Annotated in this window: 17 protein-coding genes and 1 pseudogene; all 18 read left to right on the plus strand. The window is 67.1% G+C overall.

Annotated features, from left to right (window positions below):
• Nucleotides 1-76 precede the first annotated feature (76 nt).
• The 18 genes and pseudogenes from ACFT9I_RS19935 (at nucleotide 77) to ACFT9I_RS20020 (ending at nucleotide 15,002) form a co-directional block, all read left to right on the plus strand.
• The gene (locus tag ACFT9I_RS19935) at nucleotides 77-436 is read left to right on the plus strand and encodes a TadE family protein (RefSeq protein ID WP_382565921.1); all 360 of its coding nucleotides are present in this window, start codon (nucleotides 77-79) and stop codon (nucleotides 434-436) included.
• A 3-nt stretch (nucleotides 437-439) separates the two neighbouring features.
• On the plus strand, nucleotides 440-850 hold the full coding sequence (locus ACFT9I_RS19940; protein WP_382565923.1) for a TadE family protein: 411 nt from the start codon (nucleotides 440-442) through the stop codon (nucleotides 848-850).
• Nucleotides 851-938: 88 nt separating this feature from the next.
• On the plus strand, nucleotides 939-2,279 hold the full coding sequence (locus ACFT9I_RS19945; protein WP_382565925.1) for a CpaF family protein: 1,341 nt from the start codon (nucleotides 939-941) through the stop codon (nucleotides 2,277-2,279).
• Nucleotides 2,280-2,336: 57 nt separating this feature from the next.
• A complete protein-coding gene (locus tag ACFT9I_RS19950) occupies nucleotides 2,337-3,275 on the plus strand; it encodes a type II secretion system F family protein (RefSeq protein ID WP_382565926.1) in 939 nt (312 codons plus the stop codon).
• Between the two features lie 16 nt (nucleotides 3,276-3,291).
• Entirely contained in the window at nucleotides 3,292-4,176 is an 885-nt protein-coding gene (locus tag ACFT9I_RS19955) for a DUF5936 domain-containing protein (RefSeq protein WP_382565928.1), read from the plus strand.
• 61 nt (nucleotides 4,177-4,237) lie between these two features.
• Nucleotides 4,238-5,575, plus strand: a complete 1,338-nt coding sequence (locus ACFT9I_RS19960; protein WP_382565929.1) for a sensor histidine kinase — start codon at nucleotides 4,238-4,240, stop codon at nucleotides 5,573-5,575.
• A 73-nt stretch (nucleotides 5,576-5,648) separates the two neighbouring features.
• On the plus strand, nucleotides 5,649-6,749 hold the full coding sequence (locus ACFT9I_RS19965) for a response regulator (protein ID WP_382565930.1): 1,101 nt from the start codon (nucleotides 5,649-5,651) through the stop codon (nucleotides 6,747-6,749).
• A 221-nt stretch (nucleotides 6,750-6,970) separates the two neighbouring features.
• Nucleotides 6,971-7,216 carry a hypothetical protein gene (locus tag ACFT9I_RS19970; protein WP_382565932.1) on the plus strand — a complete coding sequence of 82 codons (246 nt, stop codon included), beginning with the start codon at nucleotides 6,971-6,973 and terminating at the stop codon, nucleotides 7,214-7,216.
• A gap of 29 nt (nucleotides 7,217-7,245) precedes the next feature.
• Nucleotides 7,246-7,869: pseudogene (locus tag ACFT9I_RS19975) on the plus strand (pilus assembly protein TadG-related protein); the annotation flags it as partial.
• Between the two features lie 86 nt (nucleotides 7,870-7,955).
• Nucleotides 7,956-8,489 (plus strand): hypothetical protein, encoded by a 534-nt coding sequence (locus ACFT9I_RS19980; RefSeq protein WP_382565934.1) that lies wholly within the window; start codon nucleotides 7,956-7,958, stop codon nucleotides 8,487-8,489.
• Nucleotides 8,489-9,157 (plus strand): OmpA family protein, encoded by a 669-nt coding sequence (locus ACFT9I_RS19985; RefSeq protein ID WP_382565936.1) that lies wholly within the window; start codon nucleotides 8,489-8,491, stop codon nucleotides 9,155-9,157. The genes ACFT9I_RS19980 and ACFT9I_RS19985 overlap by 1 nt, the downstream gene beginning before the upstream one ends.
• Nucleotides 9,158-9,405: 248 nt before the next feature.
• Nucleotides 9,406-9,642 carry a hypothetical protein gene (locus ACFT9I_RS19990; RefSeq protein WP_382565938.1) on the plus strand — a complete coding sequence of 79 codons (237 nt, stop codon included), beginning with the start codon at nucleotides 9,406-9,408 and terminating at the stop codon, nucleotides 9,640-9,642.
• Nucleotides 9,643-9,805: 163 nt separating this feature from the next.
• Nucleotides 9,806-10,408 carry a tetratricopeptide repeat protein gene (locus ACFT9I_RS19995; protein ID WP_382565940.1) on the plus strand — a complete coding sequence of 201 codons (603 nt, stop codon included), beginning with the start codon at nucleotides 9,806-9,808 and terminating at the stop codon, nucleotides 10,406-10,408.
• 165 nt (nucleotides 10,409-10,573) lie between these two features.
• The gene (locus ACFT9I_RS20000) at nucleotides 10,574-12,043 is read left to right on the plus strand and encodes a polymorphic toxin-type HINT domain-containing protein (protein WP_382565941.1); all 1,470 of its coding nucleotides are present in this window, start codon (nucleotides 10,574-10,576) and stop codon (nucleotides 12,041-12,043) included.
• A complete protein-coding gene (locus tag ACFT9I_RS20005) occupies nucleotides 12,043-12,435 on the plus strand; it encodes a hypothetical protein (RefSeq protein WP_382565943.1) in 393 nt (130 codons plus the stop codon). The genes ACFT9I_RS20000 and ACFT9I_RS20005 overlap by 1 nt, the downstream gene beginning before the upstream one ends.
• A gap of 139 nt (nucleotides 12,436-12,574) precedes the next feature.
• Nucleotides 12,575-14,206 (plus strand): Hint domain-containing protein, encoded by a 1,632-nt coding sequence (locus tag ACFT9I_RS20010; protein ID WP_382565945.1) that lies wholly within the window; start codon nucleotides 12,575-12,577, stop codon nucleotides 14,204-14,206.
• Nucleotides 14,206-14,598 carry a hypothetical protein gene (locus ACFT9I_RS20015; protein WP_382565947.1) on the plus strand — a complete coding sequence of 131 codons (393 nt, stop codon included), beginning with the start codon at nucleotides 14,206-14,208 and terminating at the stop codon, nucleotides 14,596-14,598. Before ACFT9I_RS20010 ends, ACFT9I_RS20015 begins: the two co-directional genes overlap by 1 nt.
• Nucleotides 14,599-14,606: 8 nt before the next feature.
• Nucleotides 14,607-15,002, plus strand: a complete 396-nt coding sequence (locus tag ACFT9I_RS20020; RefSeq protein WP_382565949.1) for a hypothetical protein — start codon at nucleotides 14,607-14,609, stop codon at nucleotides 15,000-15,002.
• The last annotated feature ends 119 nt before the right edge of the window (nucleotides 15,003-15,121 follow it).

A 15,121-nucleotide genomic window follows, 5' to 3' on the forward strand; every position in this document is an offset into this window, starting at 1 on the left:
ACTGAGCGGGGGCGGAGCGGTGACCGGGACATACGGTGATGTGTCGCGGCACCGCGATAGCCCGCGCCGGAGACGGATGCGCGACGACCGCGGCCAGACCGCCGTCGAGTTCACCGGCCTGGTCCCCATCATTCTGGCCACGGCGATCCTGCTCTGGCAGGCCGCGCTCGTCGGCTACACCTTCTCCCTCGCGGGCAACGCGGCGGACGAAGCGGTGCGCGCGGCGACCGTGGCGTTTCCGGGCACACGACTGGACGAGTGCACGGCCGCCGTGAACGAGGACCTTCCGGACGCGTGGGACATTGGGGAGATCCACTGCTGGGCGGACGACGACGTGGTCAAAGCAGAGGTCCAGCTCGAGATTCCGGTCCTCTTCCCGGGCTTCAACGTCGACGTCAAAGTCACCGGTGACGCCGTCGCGGTGAGGGAGAGCTGAAACATGGTGAACCGAATGCTCCGTGGCAGGCGCTCCGCACCCGGCGACGGGCACGGTGACAGGCACGGTGACAGCCGTGACAGGGGCCAGGCATCGATTGAGTTCGCAGGCGTCCTCTTCCTCCTGCTCATCGCCGGCCTGGCGGCGATACAACTGGGCCTGGCCGCCTACTCGGTCCAGCAGGCAGGTACGGCGTCCCGGGCGGCGGCCCGCGCGGCCTCGCAGTACGACGCGGGCTGGGAGCAGGTCGGACAGTCCTCGATGAGCGACTGGCTGGCCAACGACACGACGTTCGACCGCGACCAGGGGTTCGACGACGTCAAGGTCACAGCCGAGGTGGAGATCCCGTCGATCTTTCCGGCACTGTTCGACCTCGGCTCCGCCGAGAGGGACACCACCATGCCCATGGACTGACACATGACCGGCCGGTTACGCACCCGGGGCCCCGGAGACAGCACGCACCACCCAAGCACCACATCAGCAGCACCTGGGAGTTGAGGACATGAGCCTGAGGGCGCGCATCAGCAGCCCCGAGCCGACCAACGGACGCAGCGAAGAGAGCCTGCTCGTCGGCGTCTACCGGGCCAAGCTCCTTGAAGAGATCGACCTCGCGGAGATGTCCGCCCTCGCCGCCGCCGAGCGCCGGGCACGGCTCGAACGGGTGCTGGGCCACATCATCAGCCGCGAGGGCCCCGTGCTCTCCTCCGGCGAACGCTCCCAGCTCATCCGCCGTGTCGTGGACGAAGCCCTCGGCCTCGGCATCCTGGAACCCCTGCTCGAAGACGCCTCCATCAGCGAAATCATGGTGAACGGCCACGAGCAGGTCTTCGTGGAACGAGGCGGCCGGCTGGAAATGCTGCCGATGCGGTTCGCCTCCAACGAGCAGCTGATGCAGACCATCGAGCGAATCGTCTCCACGGTCAACCGCCGCGTGGACGAGGCGAATCCGATGGTGGACGCGCGACTGCCGTCCGGCGAGCGCGTCAACGTCATCATCCCGCCGCTGTCCCTGAGCGGCCCCATCCTCACCATCCGCCGCTTCCCGCGCGCGTTCACCCTGCCGGAGATGATCGGACTGGGTTCGCTCGACGAGCAGATGATGATGCTCCTGTCCGGTCTGGTCAGGGCGAAGTTCAACGTGATCGTCTCCGGAGCCACCGGTACCGGCAAGACCACACTCCTGAACGCCCTGTCCGGGCTGATCCCGGACGGCGAGCGCATCGTCACCATCGAGGACTCCGCCGAACTCCAACTCCAGCAGAAGCATGTGATCACGCTGGAGACCCGCCCCTCCAACGTGGAGGGCAAGGGCCAGGTCACCATTCGTGACCTCGTCCGCAACTCCCTGCGTATGCGCCCCGACCGCATCATCGTCGGTGAGGTCCGTGGCGGTGAGACGCTCGACATGCTCCAGGCGATGTCCACCGGTCACGACGGCTCGCTCGCGACCGTCCACGCCAACAGCGCGGAGGACGCGCTGATGCGACTGCAGACCCTGGCCTCCATGTCGGAGGTCGAGATCCCCTTCGTGGCGATCAAGGACCAGATCAACAGCGCCGTCGACGTGATCGTCCAGCTGACCAGGCACGCCGACGGCTCCCGACGCGTCACCGAGATCGCCATCGTCGACTCGCACGGCCGCGAGGAGTACCGGATCGTGTCGGTCTGCCGGTACCTCGCCCAGCCCATGGCCGCCGACGGCCGGATCCCGGGCCACTTCGAGTACTACCCGCTACCCCGCCGGATCGCCGAGCGGCTTTATATGAAGAGCGAACCCATTCCCCCGGCCTTCGGCGTCGCACAGTCCGAGGAAGAACTCGCCCTCCGTAAGACAGCGGCCTGATGTCCGCCCCCGACGCCCGTCCCTGCCCGCCGCTCACCCAGAAGGTCCCCGCACGACATGGATAATCTTCCGCTCCTGACGGTTGGCGTCACACTGCTGACGTGTGTGCTCGCCGTCATCGGCGTGCACGTCTACTCGTCGGGCAAGGCCCAACGCGAGGCGCTCGTCGAGCGAATGTCCCACACGGGACAGATAACGACGGTCGGTCGAAACCGCCGGTTCAGAGGGCTCGACCGTCGCCTGCGCCAGACCGGCATCGGCAAACGGATCGAGCGCAAGATCGCGGTGACCGGCCTCGATCTCACACCGGGCGAGTACTTCGTGTACGTGGTGGCCGGTCTGCTCGGCCTCTACTTCCTCATCGGGGCCATCTTCGCCTCGTTCTTCGGGGTGCTGGCAGCACTGGCCGGCCTGTGGGGCGGCAACGCGTTCCTGAACTGGCAGCGTGTCAAGCGGACCGAGGCCTTCATCAACCAGTTGCCCGAGCTGACGCGTGTGCTCGCCAACGCCACGCAGGCCGGGCTGGCCATGCGCACCGCCCTGGTGATGGCGTCCGAGGAACTGGACGACCCCGCGGGTGAGGAACTGCGCAGGGTGGCCGACCAACTGGCGGTCGGGCACACACTGGACGACGCGCTCGGCGAACTCGCCGACCGTCTGCCCTCCCGTGAGCTGGTCGTGCTGGTGACCACGCTGGTGCTTTCGAGCCGGGCCGGTGGACAGGTCGTGACCTCGTTGCGAAATCTCACCGAGACGCTGGAAGAGCGCAAGGAGACGCGGCGAGAGGTGAAGACCGTGCTCTCGCAGATTCAGGTCACCGCGCTCGCCGTGCCCATGATCGGTCTCGGCTTCCTGCTGCTCATCAACAACATGACTCCCGGAGCGCTGGACAAGATGACCGGGGCCACGATTGGCCAGGTCGGCACGATCGTCGCGTTCGCTCTGTACGCGGTCGGATATCTCGCCATCCGGCGAATGTCCCGGATCCAGGTCTGAGAGGGGGAGACGAGACATGGGACTTCTACTCGCCGCCGTCATCGGTCTCGCCGTGTACGGCGCCTTCCACGGCGTTCGTCTGTACCGCGCCGACGCCAAGCTCCCCGGCGACCTGGCCGTGGCCCTGGAGATCGGCGCCAGCCGTACCACCGCCGTGGGCTCCGGCATCGACCGGCTGGGCATTCGCTACGCCCCGTCCGTGCTGCGGATGATGGGACCCAAGCGCGTCGACGCGCTGCGCCGCCGCCTTGACATGGCGGGCAACCCCGGCGGTATGACCGTCGACCGGTACGCGGCCCGGCGCGCGGTCTACGGATTCCTCGGCGGCTTCGCCTGCTTCGCCCTGGTGATCCGTGGTCAGGTGCCCCTCGGGATCTTCGCCCTGATCTACGGCTTCTTCTGGACCGACGTCATCATCCGCGCCGCCATCCGCAAGCGCCGTGACGACATCGAACGTACGCTGCCGGACTTCCTGGACGTCCTGGCTGTCGTCGTCTCGGCCGGCCTCGGGTTCCGGCAGGCCCTGGACCGTGTCGCGGAGAAGTACAAGGGCCCCTGGTCCGACGAACTCCGCATCACACTGCGCCAGATGGACATGGGTGTGAGCCGCCGGGACGCCTTCGAGCATCTGCGAAAGCGCAACGACTCCGACCAGGTCTCGATGTTCGTCACCGCCCTTCAGCAAGGTGAGGAGCTCGGTGCGCCCATCGTCGACACGTTGATCCAGATCGCCAACGACATGCGGCGAACCGACTCGCAGAACGCGCGTCGTAACGCGGCGAAGGCCGTGCCGAAGACGACTCTCGTGGTCACGATGGTCATGCTCCCGGCGACCATGATTCTCATTGTTCTCAGCTTCTACTACGGTTCCGGAGTCGACTTCGGAAACATTCTCGGCTGATCGGACGATGGCCGGCCGAAGCGCAGCAGCCCAACGACATCCGAGCGGGAGGTGAGTCCCCATGACCCCGAGATTCGCAGTACTCACGGGCGGTATCAGCAGCGAACCACCCGGTTCAACCACCACCGCGCCTGATCATGTGCCGTCACTGCCGATTCAGGTCAACGCTCTCCAGGCGCTGTGCCGGCAGGTCTTCGGTTTCCGACTGGCGATGATCGCGCTCGCGTCTCCCTTCGCACTGGAACGCACCGCGGCCGGCCTTGCCACCTGGCTCGTCGCCTCCGCGGTCATCGTCACGTTCATGGTGTCGTACCTGCTGTTCCGTGACTGGGAGCGCTTCGGGCCCGTGCTTCTGCGGCACCCCGTACTCCTCGCCGCGGACACCCTGTTCGGGTCGCTCCTCCTGGTCACGGCCTCCCCGGACTCCACGCTCGCCTACGTCACCATCTGCACGCCGCTGCTGGCCGGACTCGTCTACGGCTGGCGTGGAGCCACGTTCTTCGCGGTGCTCCAATCGCTGATCATCGGCGCGGCGTACGTGGTGAACTCCGAGGTCGACGCGGCGTTCTCGGCCCTGCTGCTTCCCGGTCTGTGCGTCATCGCCGGCGCCGTCGGCAGCACTCTGCGCAACCTCATCCTCGGCTTCGGCACCGCCAGCCAGGCGCTCACCGAGGCCCGCGCCCGGCTCGCCGTCACCGGCGCGGTCGAGGAGGAACGGGCCAGGCTCGCGCGCGAGATGCACGACTCGGTGGCCAAGACCCTGCACGGTCTGGCGATGGCCGCCGACGGGCTCGCCAGCACGGCCGACCGCATGGACCCGCTCACCGTCAAGCACCAGGCGGAACTCGTCGCGCGCTCGGCCCGCCGCGCCGCCGCCGAGTCCCGCGAACTGCTTTCCGACCTGCGCCGGGAGTCCGGCCTCGACGGCGGGGTCGACGTCGTCGCCGAACTCCGCTCACGCACGGAGGACTTCACCCGGCGCCACGGTGTCCAGGCGGCCTTCCGGCAGCTCGGCGAGACGGCGATGCCGCCCATCCCGCACGCGGTGGCCAGGCACGCCCTGACCATCGCCACCGAGGCCATGGAGAACGCGAAGCGGCACGCGCACCCGACGTATGTCGACGTGTCGGCGGGCGTGGTACGCGACGTGCTGCGCATCAGCGTGTACGACGACGGGAAGGGCCTGCCCGAGGGCACCTCGCTCGAAGACCTCAGACGGGCGGGCCACTTCGGGCTCGTCGGCATGGTGGAGCGCGCGGCGTCGATCGGGGCCCGTATCCGTATCGGCAGAGGCCGGGCGGCGAAGGGCACAGAGGTACGGCTGGAACTCTCGCTCACGGCCCTGGGGCTGCCCCAGAGCCGTCATCCGCAACAGCACCCCGCACCACTTCTGAACTGAACCCGACCCCGGAACCTCCGTCCCGGAAGAGCAACCCACCCACCGTCCCCACCCATGAGAGGAGGCCGCAGCCATGCCGGACGACATCTCCCGGAGTTCCGGGCAGCACTGGACGCAGCAGTCGCACGTATCGCAGCACTCGTCCTCGCACGCCACACCGCTCAGCTCGGAGCACACCGCCGGAGTCCCCACGTCAGCACCGCCCGCGGCATCCGGAGGATTCCCCGCCCTTCCAGGGCCGATGCCCGCGGCGCCCGCGCTGCGTGTCGTGATCGCCGACGACAATCCGGTCGTACGGGCGGGACTGACCGTCCTGCTGTCCGGCCGTGACGACATTGAGGTCGCCGCAGAGGCTGCCGACGGCCGCCAGGCGTACGAACAGACCGTGCAACACCACCCCGACGTCGTCCTGTTGGACGTCCGTATGCCGGGAGTCGACGGGATCTCCGCCCTGCCGCACCTGGTGCGGCTCGCCCCGGTCCTGATGATGACGTACAGCCGCGAGAGCGAGATCGTCCATGAGGCGTTGCGGCTGGGCGCCGGCGGCTATCTCGTCCACGGTGAGTTCACGGCCGACCAACTGGTCGCCGCCGTAAGGGACATCAAGCAGGGCCGGGCGCACTTCACGCACTCCGCCTCCAGCGCGCTGCTGGCGAGTGTGCGGGGCGGCGGCGGGGCGGACCCGGGCGCCGGAGCCCTTCCGGAGGGACTGGGCACGGCGTTCACCGGCCCCGGCTACCAGCCGGCCCAGCCGAGCCATTCGTCTGCAAACGCACACGCCGGCCATGGGCATCCCCCGTACGTCCCACCTGCTGGTCGTCAAGCGGCACCAGGTGAACGTGAGTTGAACCCGCAACATTTTGCTCAGCCATCTTCGCTTTCGCAATCGAATATGGCACACTCGCCCCAAGGGCAGACAGCCCCGGGGATGCCTCGGGCGTCAGGAACCTCGGAGGGGCTCTACTCCGAGCTGAGCCAGCGGGAGGTGGAGATCATGGACCTGATCGCGTCAGGGATGACCAATCAGCAGATCGCCGCGGCCTGCTTCATCAGCCAGAAAACCGTGAAGAACCACATCAACCGCATCTTTGCCAAATTGAATGCCGGTAGCCGCGGCGAGGCGATCGCCTTCTGGCACGGTGTCGCACGAGGGGGGTCGGCCGGTCGTGACTGAGCGCGCCGAGGGCCGGACGGCCCGTGAATTCGCCGGCAGGGACGGGTCTGTTGGCCGGGCAGGGCGTTGGGTTTTGAAGCCCATACCAGAGAGTGTCGTGCCGTCGTATATTTCTCATGTCGCCAGCGGGACCGGCCGGGAGGAAGCCGGAAGCGCGGGTGGTATCCGAGACTTGTACGAGTCGGCCGGTTGCCGGTCGGCCGACATCAAAGGGGAAGCTCATGTCGAACGTCACGCTGAGAGCCGCCACCAACGCCAGACTCTCCGTCGGGACCTGGGTGAACACGGCTGTTGCGGCGATGAGGCGCCTGGGCGACAAGGGTCAGGGCGCGGTCGAGTATGTGGGTGTGATCGTGCTGGTGGCGCTGATCATCGCCGCGATCGTGGGCTCGGACGTGGACGACGCGATCGCCGACGGTCTCACCAGCACGGTCGGCGAGATCCTCGGTGGTGGCGGCGGCGAGTAGCCAACTCTCGCGAGACGGGGCAGGCCGCTCCCATCTACATCACGATGGTGGCGGGCCTGCTCTTTCTCGCGCTCGCGTTCTTCGCGGTAGGCCAGGCGGGCGCCACCCGTAACGGTGCCCAGTCCGGGGCCGACGCCGCGGCTTTGGCAGCGGCACAGGAATCCCGCGACCGGTTCGCGGAGGAACTCCTGGCGAATTTCTTCACCCCCGGCTATCTGGGCGGCATCTTCAACGGCAGATCGGTCGGCCCCTTCTTCGGTTGTGCGGCGGCTCATGAGCTCGCCGACAAGAACGGCGTCGACGTGAAGCCGAGGGGGTGCAACACCCCGGACAACGGCGCCTGGGGTGTCAAGGTCGATGTCAGAACCCAGGAGCCCATGGGCGATAACATCCTGCCCGGCACCGAGGACAAGAAGGCTGAGGCCACGGCCACGGCGGTCATCGTCCCTCGTTGTGAGTTCAAGCCGGCGGAGGAAGACGAGAAGCCCGAAGAGGAGCCCGGCGACGGGGACGACGGCGAGGACGAGGGCGAGGAAGAGCCCTCCTTGCCCGGTGAACTCATCTGCAATGGCAGGGGTCTGGACCTGGACCCGAAGAATCTGGTGCTGCCGGACATGTCTGTCCTGTTCTCCGTCCGACTGGCCGAGGACTGACCGCGAGTGAACGCAAAGGATCAACACTGATGAATATGCGGCATGGAACGAAAGCCCGTAGGGCAGCGGGGTGCGTCCTCGCGGCCGTGGCGCTGACCGTGTCCTTGACGGCCTGTGGTGGCAGTGACGACGGCGGGAAGGACGACGCCGACAACGCCTCGTCCTCCACCCCGGCCAAGGACGGGGCGAAGGACGACGGCGGGAACACGGTGCCGGACACCAGCCAGACGCTGGCGACGATCAACGGCAGCAACGGATTCCAGTTCACCATCCACACCGCCGCCCGTGACGAGGGTGGTTTTCTGACGGTGACCGGCACCATCAAGAACACCAGCGGGGGCAGGCAGTCGACCCCGAGCGCATGGAGCGGTGAGGAGAATCAGGTCAGGCGAACCGGTAAGTCGTTGGCCGGTGTCACGCTCGTCGACAAGGCGGAGAAGAAGCGCTACTACGTGTTGCGTGACACGGACGGCAATCCGCTGACCACAACGGGAATCAGCGGTATGGATGACGGCGACACCGAGAACTTCTTCGCCCAGTTCCCGGCTCCGCCGGACGGCACTTCCCAGGTCGACTTCTTGGTGCCGCTGATGCCCGCCGCGACGATTGAGATCTCCTGATGGGCGCATTCATGTCGCGCACGCGCGGGGCTGTCGCACGGCCGGCGGCGACGGCGATCGCCGCGGCCGTTCTGTTCACCAGTGTGCAGTTCACCATGTCGGCGAGCGCGTCCGCGGACGAGGCCCCCAGCACGCCACCGGGCACGGAATCGACAGCACCACCACCGGAGGTGGACGGTAACGCCTCGGGCCTCAAGATCCGTGACGGTGCCACGCTCGCCCCCGCGAAGGTGCTGCCCATCATCTCGGTCGTCGAGTCGGAGGGCGGAGAAGAGCGTCGCGAGGAGACGAGCGAAACTCTGAAGTTCGCGCTTCAGGCCGAGGTGCTCTTCGGGAAGGACAGCGCGAAGTTGTCCAGCGCCGCGAACTCGCGTATCGCCGCCGTGGCGGCGGAGATCGAGAAGCAGGGCGCCAAGAAGGTCCGGGTCTTCGGCTTCACCGACAACCTCGGCTCCTCCGCGCATGGAGACGTGCTCTCCAAGCAGCGCGCCGACGCTGTGCACGGCGTCCTGGAGAAGGAACTGGCGGCCGCCGACATCACGTTCGAGATCCGGGGCTACGGCGAGCAGTACCCGATCGCGAACAACAACAACGAAGAGGGACGTAAGAAGAACCGTCGCGTGGAGATCTCCTTCCCCCGCGGTGAAACCGACACCTCGCAGAACTGATCCGTCGCACGACACAGCGCTGCCCCGGCCGTCCGTACCAAGGACCGCCGGGGCAGCACTGTGTCAGGGCCCAATCCGTTGCTTGGGCCTGGGGTTGGGCCTTGGGGCCCATGCTGGTGGGTGTTGCCCGGTCGTATGTTTCTCATGTCGCCAGCGAGACCGGCCAGGAGGAAGCCGGAAGCGCGAGTGACACCAAGGACTCGTACGAGTCGGCCGGTAGTCGGCCGGCCGACACAAAGGGGAACACCATGTCGAACATCACGCTGAAGGCCGCCACCAACGCCAAGGTCTACGTCGGCACCTGGGCGAACACCGCCGTCACCGCCATGAAGCGTCGCAGTGACAAGGGTCAGGGCGCGGTCGAGTACGTGGGTGTCATCGTCCTGGTGGCCCTGATCATCGCGGCCATCGTCGGCTCCGAGGTCGACACCGCGATCGCCGACGGTCTCACCAGCACGGTCGACGAGATCCTGGGCGGCGAGTAACAACCCTCGCGAGACAGGGCAGGCCGCACCCATCCCCCGGCCAGGATGGCCGCGAACCTGCCCCTCTCACGTTCCGATCCACGGTGCCCCCCACCTCTGCCCCGTCCGCCCGCACCACCGGCGGCCGGGGCAGAGTTATGCGGAAGAGGGAGGGCAGGGAGACATGATCGACGAGGTTCACGAGGTCAAGCGACTGGCGCGGGAAGAGGGCACCACCGAGCGGAAACTCGACTACGTCCAGGTCGTGTTCGGACTTGAGTGGTTCGGCGATGAGGACTCGGCGGTGGCCATGGTGGGAGACCTGGTCACCGCGGACGAGGGGAATCCCCGCGCCGTACTGCTCCACTCACACAGTGCGCTGCACCTGCTGATGGACGACGAGAGCATCGCGAAGGCCCGGCGCCTGCTTTCCGCCGTTCCGGTGGAGTCCGTCTACCGGCCCATGGCGGCAACGCACCTGGCGGCGATCAACGAGCGGCACGGTGCCGAACGCAGCGACCGCGAACTCACCTTCCGGCTCATCTCGGAATCGGTCGACCGCGCACCGGAGTTCGTCTCCAACAACGCCTGGCTCGGCCGGCTCTACGCGAGACGCGGCGAGACGACCGAGGCCAGGCACTACCTGGCGCGCGCGAAGGCGAACATCCTACCGAAAGGGGAGGCCCGGGACCGGCTGTCCCTTGTCGAACGGGCCTGGCACGAATGCTTCACCGGGTGTCTCTCCACACCGGTGGGAATTGAGCTGGACCTCGACAAGCTCGCCTGACCGCGCCGGATGCCCCACTATGAGCCCCTTGTTGGGTCCTGGGGCCCATGACCCGACCTGCGTCGGCGCCGTAGCGTCGCGCGTATGTTGCCATCGGGGGTAGTACGTCGGGTACGTCATATCCGTCGTCGTACGCGGCAGTCTCTGCCGCGTACCGACGTTCGGTTGCTGGGCGCTCTGCGTCGATCACAGCGGGGCCAGGGGGCGATCGAGTACGTCGGCCTGATCGTTGTTGTGGCGGCGATCGTGGGTGCCTTGGTGGGTACGGGGGTTGGGCCGGCGCTCGCTGATGGGATCAGTACGCAGGTCTGCAAGATCACCGGTGGTGGCAATTGCGGTGGTGGCAGTGACTCGGTGGCCGAGGGGGACGAGGGCGGTGAAGAGGCCCCGCCCGGCGGCGGTAGTGATGGCTCCGCTTCCGACACCGGTAACGACAGCGGTGAGAAGACGCAGGCCGAGCTGGACTACGAAGCCGCGCTGAAGGAGCTTCAGGACGCTCAGGCGGCGGAGAAGAGCGACTCCGACAAGGCGAAGGAAGCGGCGAAGGAGCTTGCCAAGATCCTCGCCGATGAGCTTGGCATCACGGATGCGCTGGACTGCATCACCAAGGGCGACATGGGCGCCTGCACGGAAACCCTCATCAACGTGCTCCTCAGTGTCGTCGGCGGTGCCGTGGGCAAGTTGGCGGCGAAGTACGGGGCTCCGTGGAAGTGGAAGAAGGCCGTTGAGCTGGTCAAGAAGCTCAAGAAGCACGGCGGGGATCTGTACGACGGTCTCAAGGGTCTGATCAAGAACCGCAAACGCGTAGACGACGCCGAGGACAAACTCGCCGACGCCAAGAAGAAACTCGACCAGGAGAAGCCGGACAAGCCCAAGGACGGCGACAAACCCGAGTCCTGCGCCGTCAAGCACAGCTTCCTGCCCGGAACTCCCGTGCTGCTCGCCGACGGCAGTCGCATGGCGATCGACAAGGTCCGCGTCGGCATGCGCGTCGTCGCCACCGACCCGGAGAGCGGTCGCACCGAGGCCCGCGCCATCGAGCGGACCATCACCACGTACGACGACAAGGACTTCACACGCCTGGCGGTCCTCACGGACTCGGGCACCGAGGTGCTGACGGCGACCGATACGCACCCGTTCTGGCTGACGGACCAGGGGCGCTGGGCGGACGCCGGAGAGATCAGGGCCGGGGACGATCTCCGTACACCCGCCGGTACGTCCGTGCAGGTCAAGGCCGTCGGCCGGTACACCAAGCGGCAGACGACGCACGACCTCACCATCAACGGCATCCACACGTACTATGTCGTCACAGGTGACACACCGGTCCTGGTGCACAACAACGACTGGTGCACCGACGAGGAGCGGCTCGAAGACGCCGGCGACATCGCCAAGGGGCACGCGGACAACAAGCACGCGAAGGACTTCCCCGGCGTTTCGGCCAAGGAACTCGGTGAACTCGCCACCGACGTGATGAAGAATCCGTCACGGACCAAGCCCCTCGGCAGCGGTCGGAAGGCATACCTCGGCAAGGACGGCACGACCATCGTGATTCATGACCCGACGCATCCGGACGGCGGAACGATCTTCCGCCGGGACCCGGCGTCGCTGGAAGACTATTGGGCGGGGCTCGACTGATGGCGGGAAGCGAAGTGACGGCGAGCGCGCTGCTCGCCGAGGACGAGACCGCGTTGCTGCGGCGGGCCCTGCTGGAATGGGGCGGGCCCGCCCGGTGTGGGGATCAACTCGCCGTCGGGATGGGGTTCGAGAGCGAGCGCGACCTGCTCGACCAGTGCTCTCGGCTGCGGCGCGCGCTCGCCGACGACGTGCCACTCGCGCCGGTCGACTGGGCGCGGATTCTCCTGGCCGTCGAGATCGTGTTCGTCAGCGACCTGGTGGGCGCGGGCTCCGAATGGTCCACGACGACCGGGCGCGGTGACGAGGCGACCATCAAGTCGCTGCGGGCGATCCAGCGGAAGCTCGGGGCGACCGTCAGGCCGTACTACGGGGAGACTCCGAGCGACGCATGACGTTCCCGCGGGAACTGCACGGCCCATTCCTGTAGTCCTTTACGAGCAGAGGCTGACGTACTGGGGGGAGTGGGTCGTGCGTCGTTTTTTGCGGTACAAGTTGCGCGGGGCGGTTCTGCCGCGCACGGACACGCGCTTGTTGGGTGCGTTGCGGTGGTCGCAGCGGGGTCAGGGGGCGATCGAGTACGTGGGTCTGGTCGTCGTGGTCGCGGCGATCGTGGGTGCCTTGGTGGGTACGGGGGTTGGGCCGGCGCTCGCTGATGGGATCAGTACGCAGGTCTGCAAGATCACCGGTGGTGGTAACTGCGGTGGTGGCAGTGACTCGGTCGCCGACGGCGATGAGGGCGGTGAAGAGGTCCCGCCCGGTGGCACCGGCGACCCCGCTGTCGATACGGGTGATGGCACCGGTAACGACAGCGGTGAGAAGTCGCAGGCGGAGCTGGATTATGAAGCCGCGCTGAAGGAGCTTCAGGATGCCCAGGCGGCGGAGAAGAGCGACTCCGACAAGGCGAAGGAAGCGGCGAAGGAGCTTGCCAAGATCCTCGCCGATGAGCTTGGCATCACGGATGCGTTGGACTGCATCACCAAGGGCGACATGGGCGCCTGCACCGAGACTCTGATCAATGTTCTGCTCAGCATCGTGGGCGGTGCGGTGGGCAAGTTGGCGGCGAAGTACGGGGCTCCGTGGAAGTGGAAGAAAGCCGTTGAGCTGGTCAAGAAGCTCAAGAAGCACGGCGGGGATCTCTACGACGGCCTCAAGGGCCTGATCAAGAACCGCAAACGTGTCGACGACGCCGGAGACAAACTCGCCGACGCGAAAAAGAATCTCGACCAGGAGAAGCCGGACAAACCCAAGGACGGCGACAAACCGGAATCCTGCGCCGTCAACCACAGCTTCCTGCCCGGGACTTCGGTGCTGCTCGCCGACGGGCGCCGGATTCCGATCGAGACCGTACGGACCGGCCAATGGGTCACCGTCACCGAGCCGTCCAGCGGTCTGACCACCGCCCGTCGCGTCGTCCGTACCATCACCACCCACGACGACAAGGACTTCACCCGGCTGACGGTCCTCTCCGGCTCGGGCACCGCCGCGCTCACGGCCACCGACACCCACCCGTTCTGGCTGAGCGACCAGCGGCGCTGGGTGGACGCCGGGGACATCCGGCCGGGTGCGACGTTCCGTACGGCCGCCGGCGGGGCGCTGCGCGTGCTGGACGCCGACCACTACACGCGTCGGCAGACGACGTACGACCTGTCCGTCGAGGGCATCCACACGTACTACGTGGGTGTCGGCGGCCAGGAAGCGCTCGTCCACAACAACGACCCGTGCGACAACCCGGACTACGACGAGGATCCGGACTACGGCATCACGGAGAAGAAGCACCAGCAGCTCGACAAGGACTACGGCACCGACGTCGCGGACGGCGTGGACTACAACGTCCAGCGCATCAAGTCCAAGGACCAGCCGGTGGAGGGTGAGACCCCCGACGAGGCCGCGAAGCGGCTCAAGAACGCCGACGACCACATCATCCCGGGCACCAACGGGGACCCGACGAAGATGGCCGAGTACTTCGCGAAGTTCCGGAACGAGAAATTCACCCACCACGACCCCCGGCCGCCGGACCCCAAGAGGCCGAATTCCCAGTCGGACGCTCTCTACGATGACGAGAAGGGCGTGGTGATCCTGAAGAACGGCACGATGATCCACGGCTACAACATGACCCGGGAAGAGTTCGACCGTATTTACAGCAAGGGAGCGAAGCGCAGCTGATGATCACCGAGGTGGAGATCCGGCGCGGCCGGGAGAGCGGACAGTACGTCCTGACGGTGGACGACGGTCAGTTCCACCTGTTGCGCCGGGCGGTCGTCGTCTTCTCGTACCAGGAGGAGTCCGCCGTCGCCCGGGCCCTCGTCACCGGCACCGAGGACGACATCCTGGCGGAGCCGCTCCAACTGGGTGTGTCGTACGACGACGTGGTGCCGGGACCGGTGGAGCTGACGTTCGCGCAGCTCCACGCGGTGTACGGGATCCTCACGTCGTTGCCGGCCGTCTCCTGGGCCGAGGAAGAGTTCGTCGAGAGGGTGGGGGACTTCCGCGAGACCGTCCTGCGGATGGCGCTTCTCCTGCGCTCGGGTCTGCTGCGCTCGGGGCTGCCGGTATGAGGAATCGGGTGTCGGTCAGCCGTACCGGCAGCGGCAGCGGTGGCGGTGGCGGTGGCGCACTGGAAGTACGTCTCACGCCTTCGCAGCTCGAACTGCTGCGCCGCTCCACCGAGGCCTTCGGCGCTCTCGTGCCCGACCCGGAGCAGCGGCGGTTCGTCCTCGGCGAGGCGGGCGCGGACCTGGTGGCGCTGTTCGACGTCGAGCACGAGCCGAACCACTCCCTGACCCTGTCCGCGACGGATGCCCAACTGCGCGCCGCTCACGCGCTGTTGACGACTCTCCTCGCCATCGTCCCGTCGGAGCGTGCCTTCATGGAGCGGGTCGGCTTCTTCCGGGAGAACGTGGCGGGCGTGGCCACCGGCCTGCGCCGCGGCGTTGGCGCGGCGGCCGAGCCGGCGGAGTGAGGTCACGTGCGGAGTGAGGTCACTGTTGGGTCCAAGGACCCATGGAAGCCGGCGCGAGCCGCTGTAGCGTGCAGTACCGGTCAGTAGAGAGCGAGATGGGATTCCGATGAGGACGCGCA

The sequence above is a fragment of the Streptomyces sp. NPDC057137 genome (assembly GCF_042670825.1).
In the GTDB taxonomy this organism is placed as follows: Bacteria; Actinomycetota; Actinomycetes; order Streptomycetales; family Streptomycetaceae; genus Streptomyces.

What these genes read in the sequence shown, in the direction of transcription:
- ACFT9I_RS19945 (WP_382565925.1), top strand. Translation starts at nt 939, where the DNA reads ATGAGCCTGAGGGCGCGCATCAGCAGCCCCGAGCCGACCAACGGACGC.
- ACFT9I_RS19990 (WP_382565938.1), top strand. Translation starts at nt 9,406, where the DNA reads ATGTCGAACATCACGCTGAAGGCCGCCACCAACGCCAAGGTCTACGTC.
- ACFT9I_RS19970 (WP_382565932.1), top strand. Translation starts at nt 6,971, where the DNA reads ATGTCGAACGTCACGCTGAGAGCCGCCACCAACGCCAGACTCTCCGTC.
- ACFT9I_RS19995 (WP_382565940.1), top strand. Translation starts at nt 9,806, where the DNA reads ATGATCGACGAGGTTCACGAGGTCAAGCGACTGGCGCGGGAAGAGGGC.
- ACFT9I_RS19955 (WP_382565928.1), top strand. Translation starts at nt 3,292, where the DNA reads ATGGGACTTCTACTCGCCGCCGTCATCGGTCTCGCCGTGTACGGCGCC.
- ACFT9I_RS20015 (WP_382565947.1), top strand. Translation starts at nt 14,206, where the DNA reads ATGATCACCGAGGTGGAGATCCGGCGCGGCCGGGAGAGCGGACAGTAC.
- ACFT9I_RS19965 (WP_382565930.1), top strand. Translation starts at nt 5,649, where the DNA reads ATGCCGGACGACATCTCCCGGAGTTCCGGGCAGCACTGGACGCAGCAG.
- ACFT9I_RS19950 (WP_382565926.1), top strand. Translation starts at nt 2,337, where the DNA reads ATGGATAATCTTCCGCTCCTGACGGTTGGCGTCACACTGCTGACGTGT.
- ACFT9I_RS19935 (WP_382565921.1), top strand. Translation starts at nt 77, where the DNA reads ATGCGCGACGACCGCGGCCAGACCGCCGTCGAGTTCACCGGCCTGGTC.
- ACFT9I_RS20005 (WP_382565943.1), top strand. Translation starts at nt 12,043, where the DNA reads ATGGCGGGAAGCGAAGTGACGGCGAGCGCGCTGCTCGCCGAGGACGAG.
- ACFT9I_RS19985 (WP_382565936.1), top strand. Translation starts at nt 8,489, where the DNA reads ATGGGCGCATTCATGTCGCGCACGCGCGGGGCTGTCGCACGGCCGGCG.
- ACFT9I_RS19940 (WP_382565923.1), top strand. Translation starts at nt 440, where the DNA reads ATGGTGAACCGAATGCTCCGTGGCAGGCGCTCCGCACCCGGCGACGGG.
- ACFT9I_RS19960 (WP_382565929.1), top strand. Translation starts at nt 4,238, where the DNA reads ATGACCCCGAGATTCGCAGTACTCACGGGCGGTATCAGCAGCGAACCA.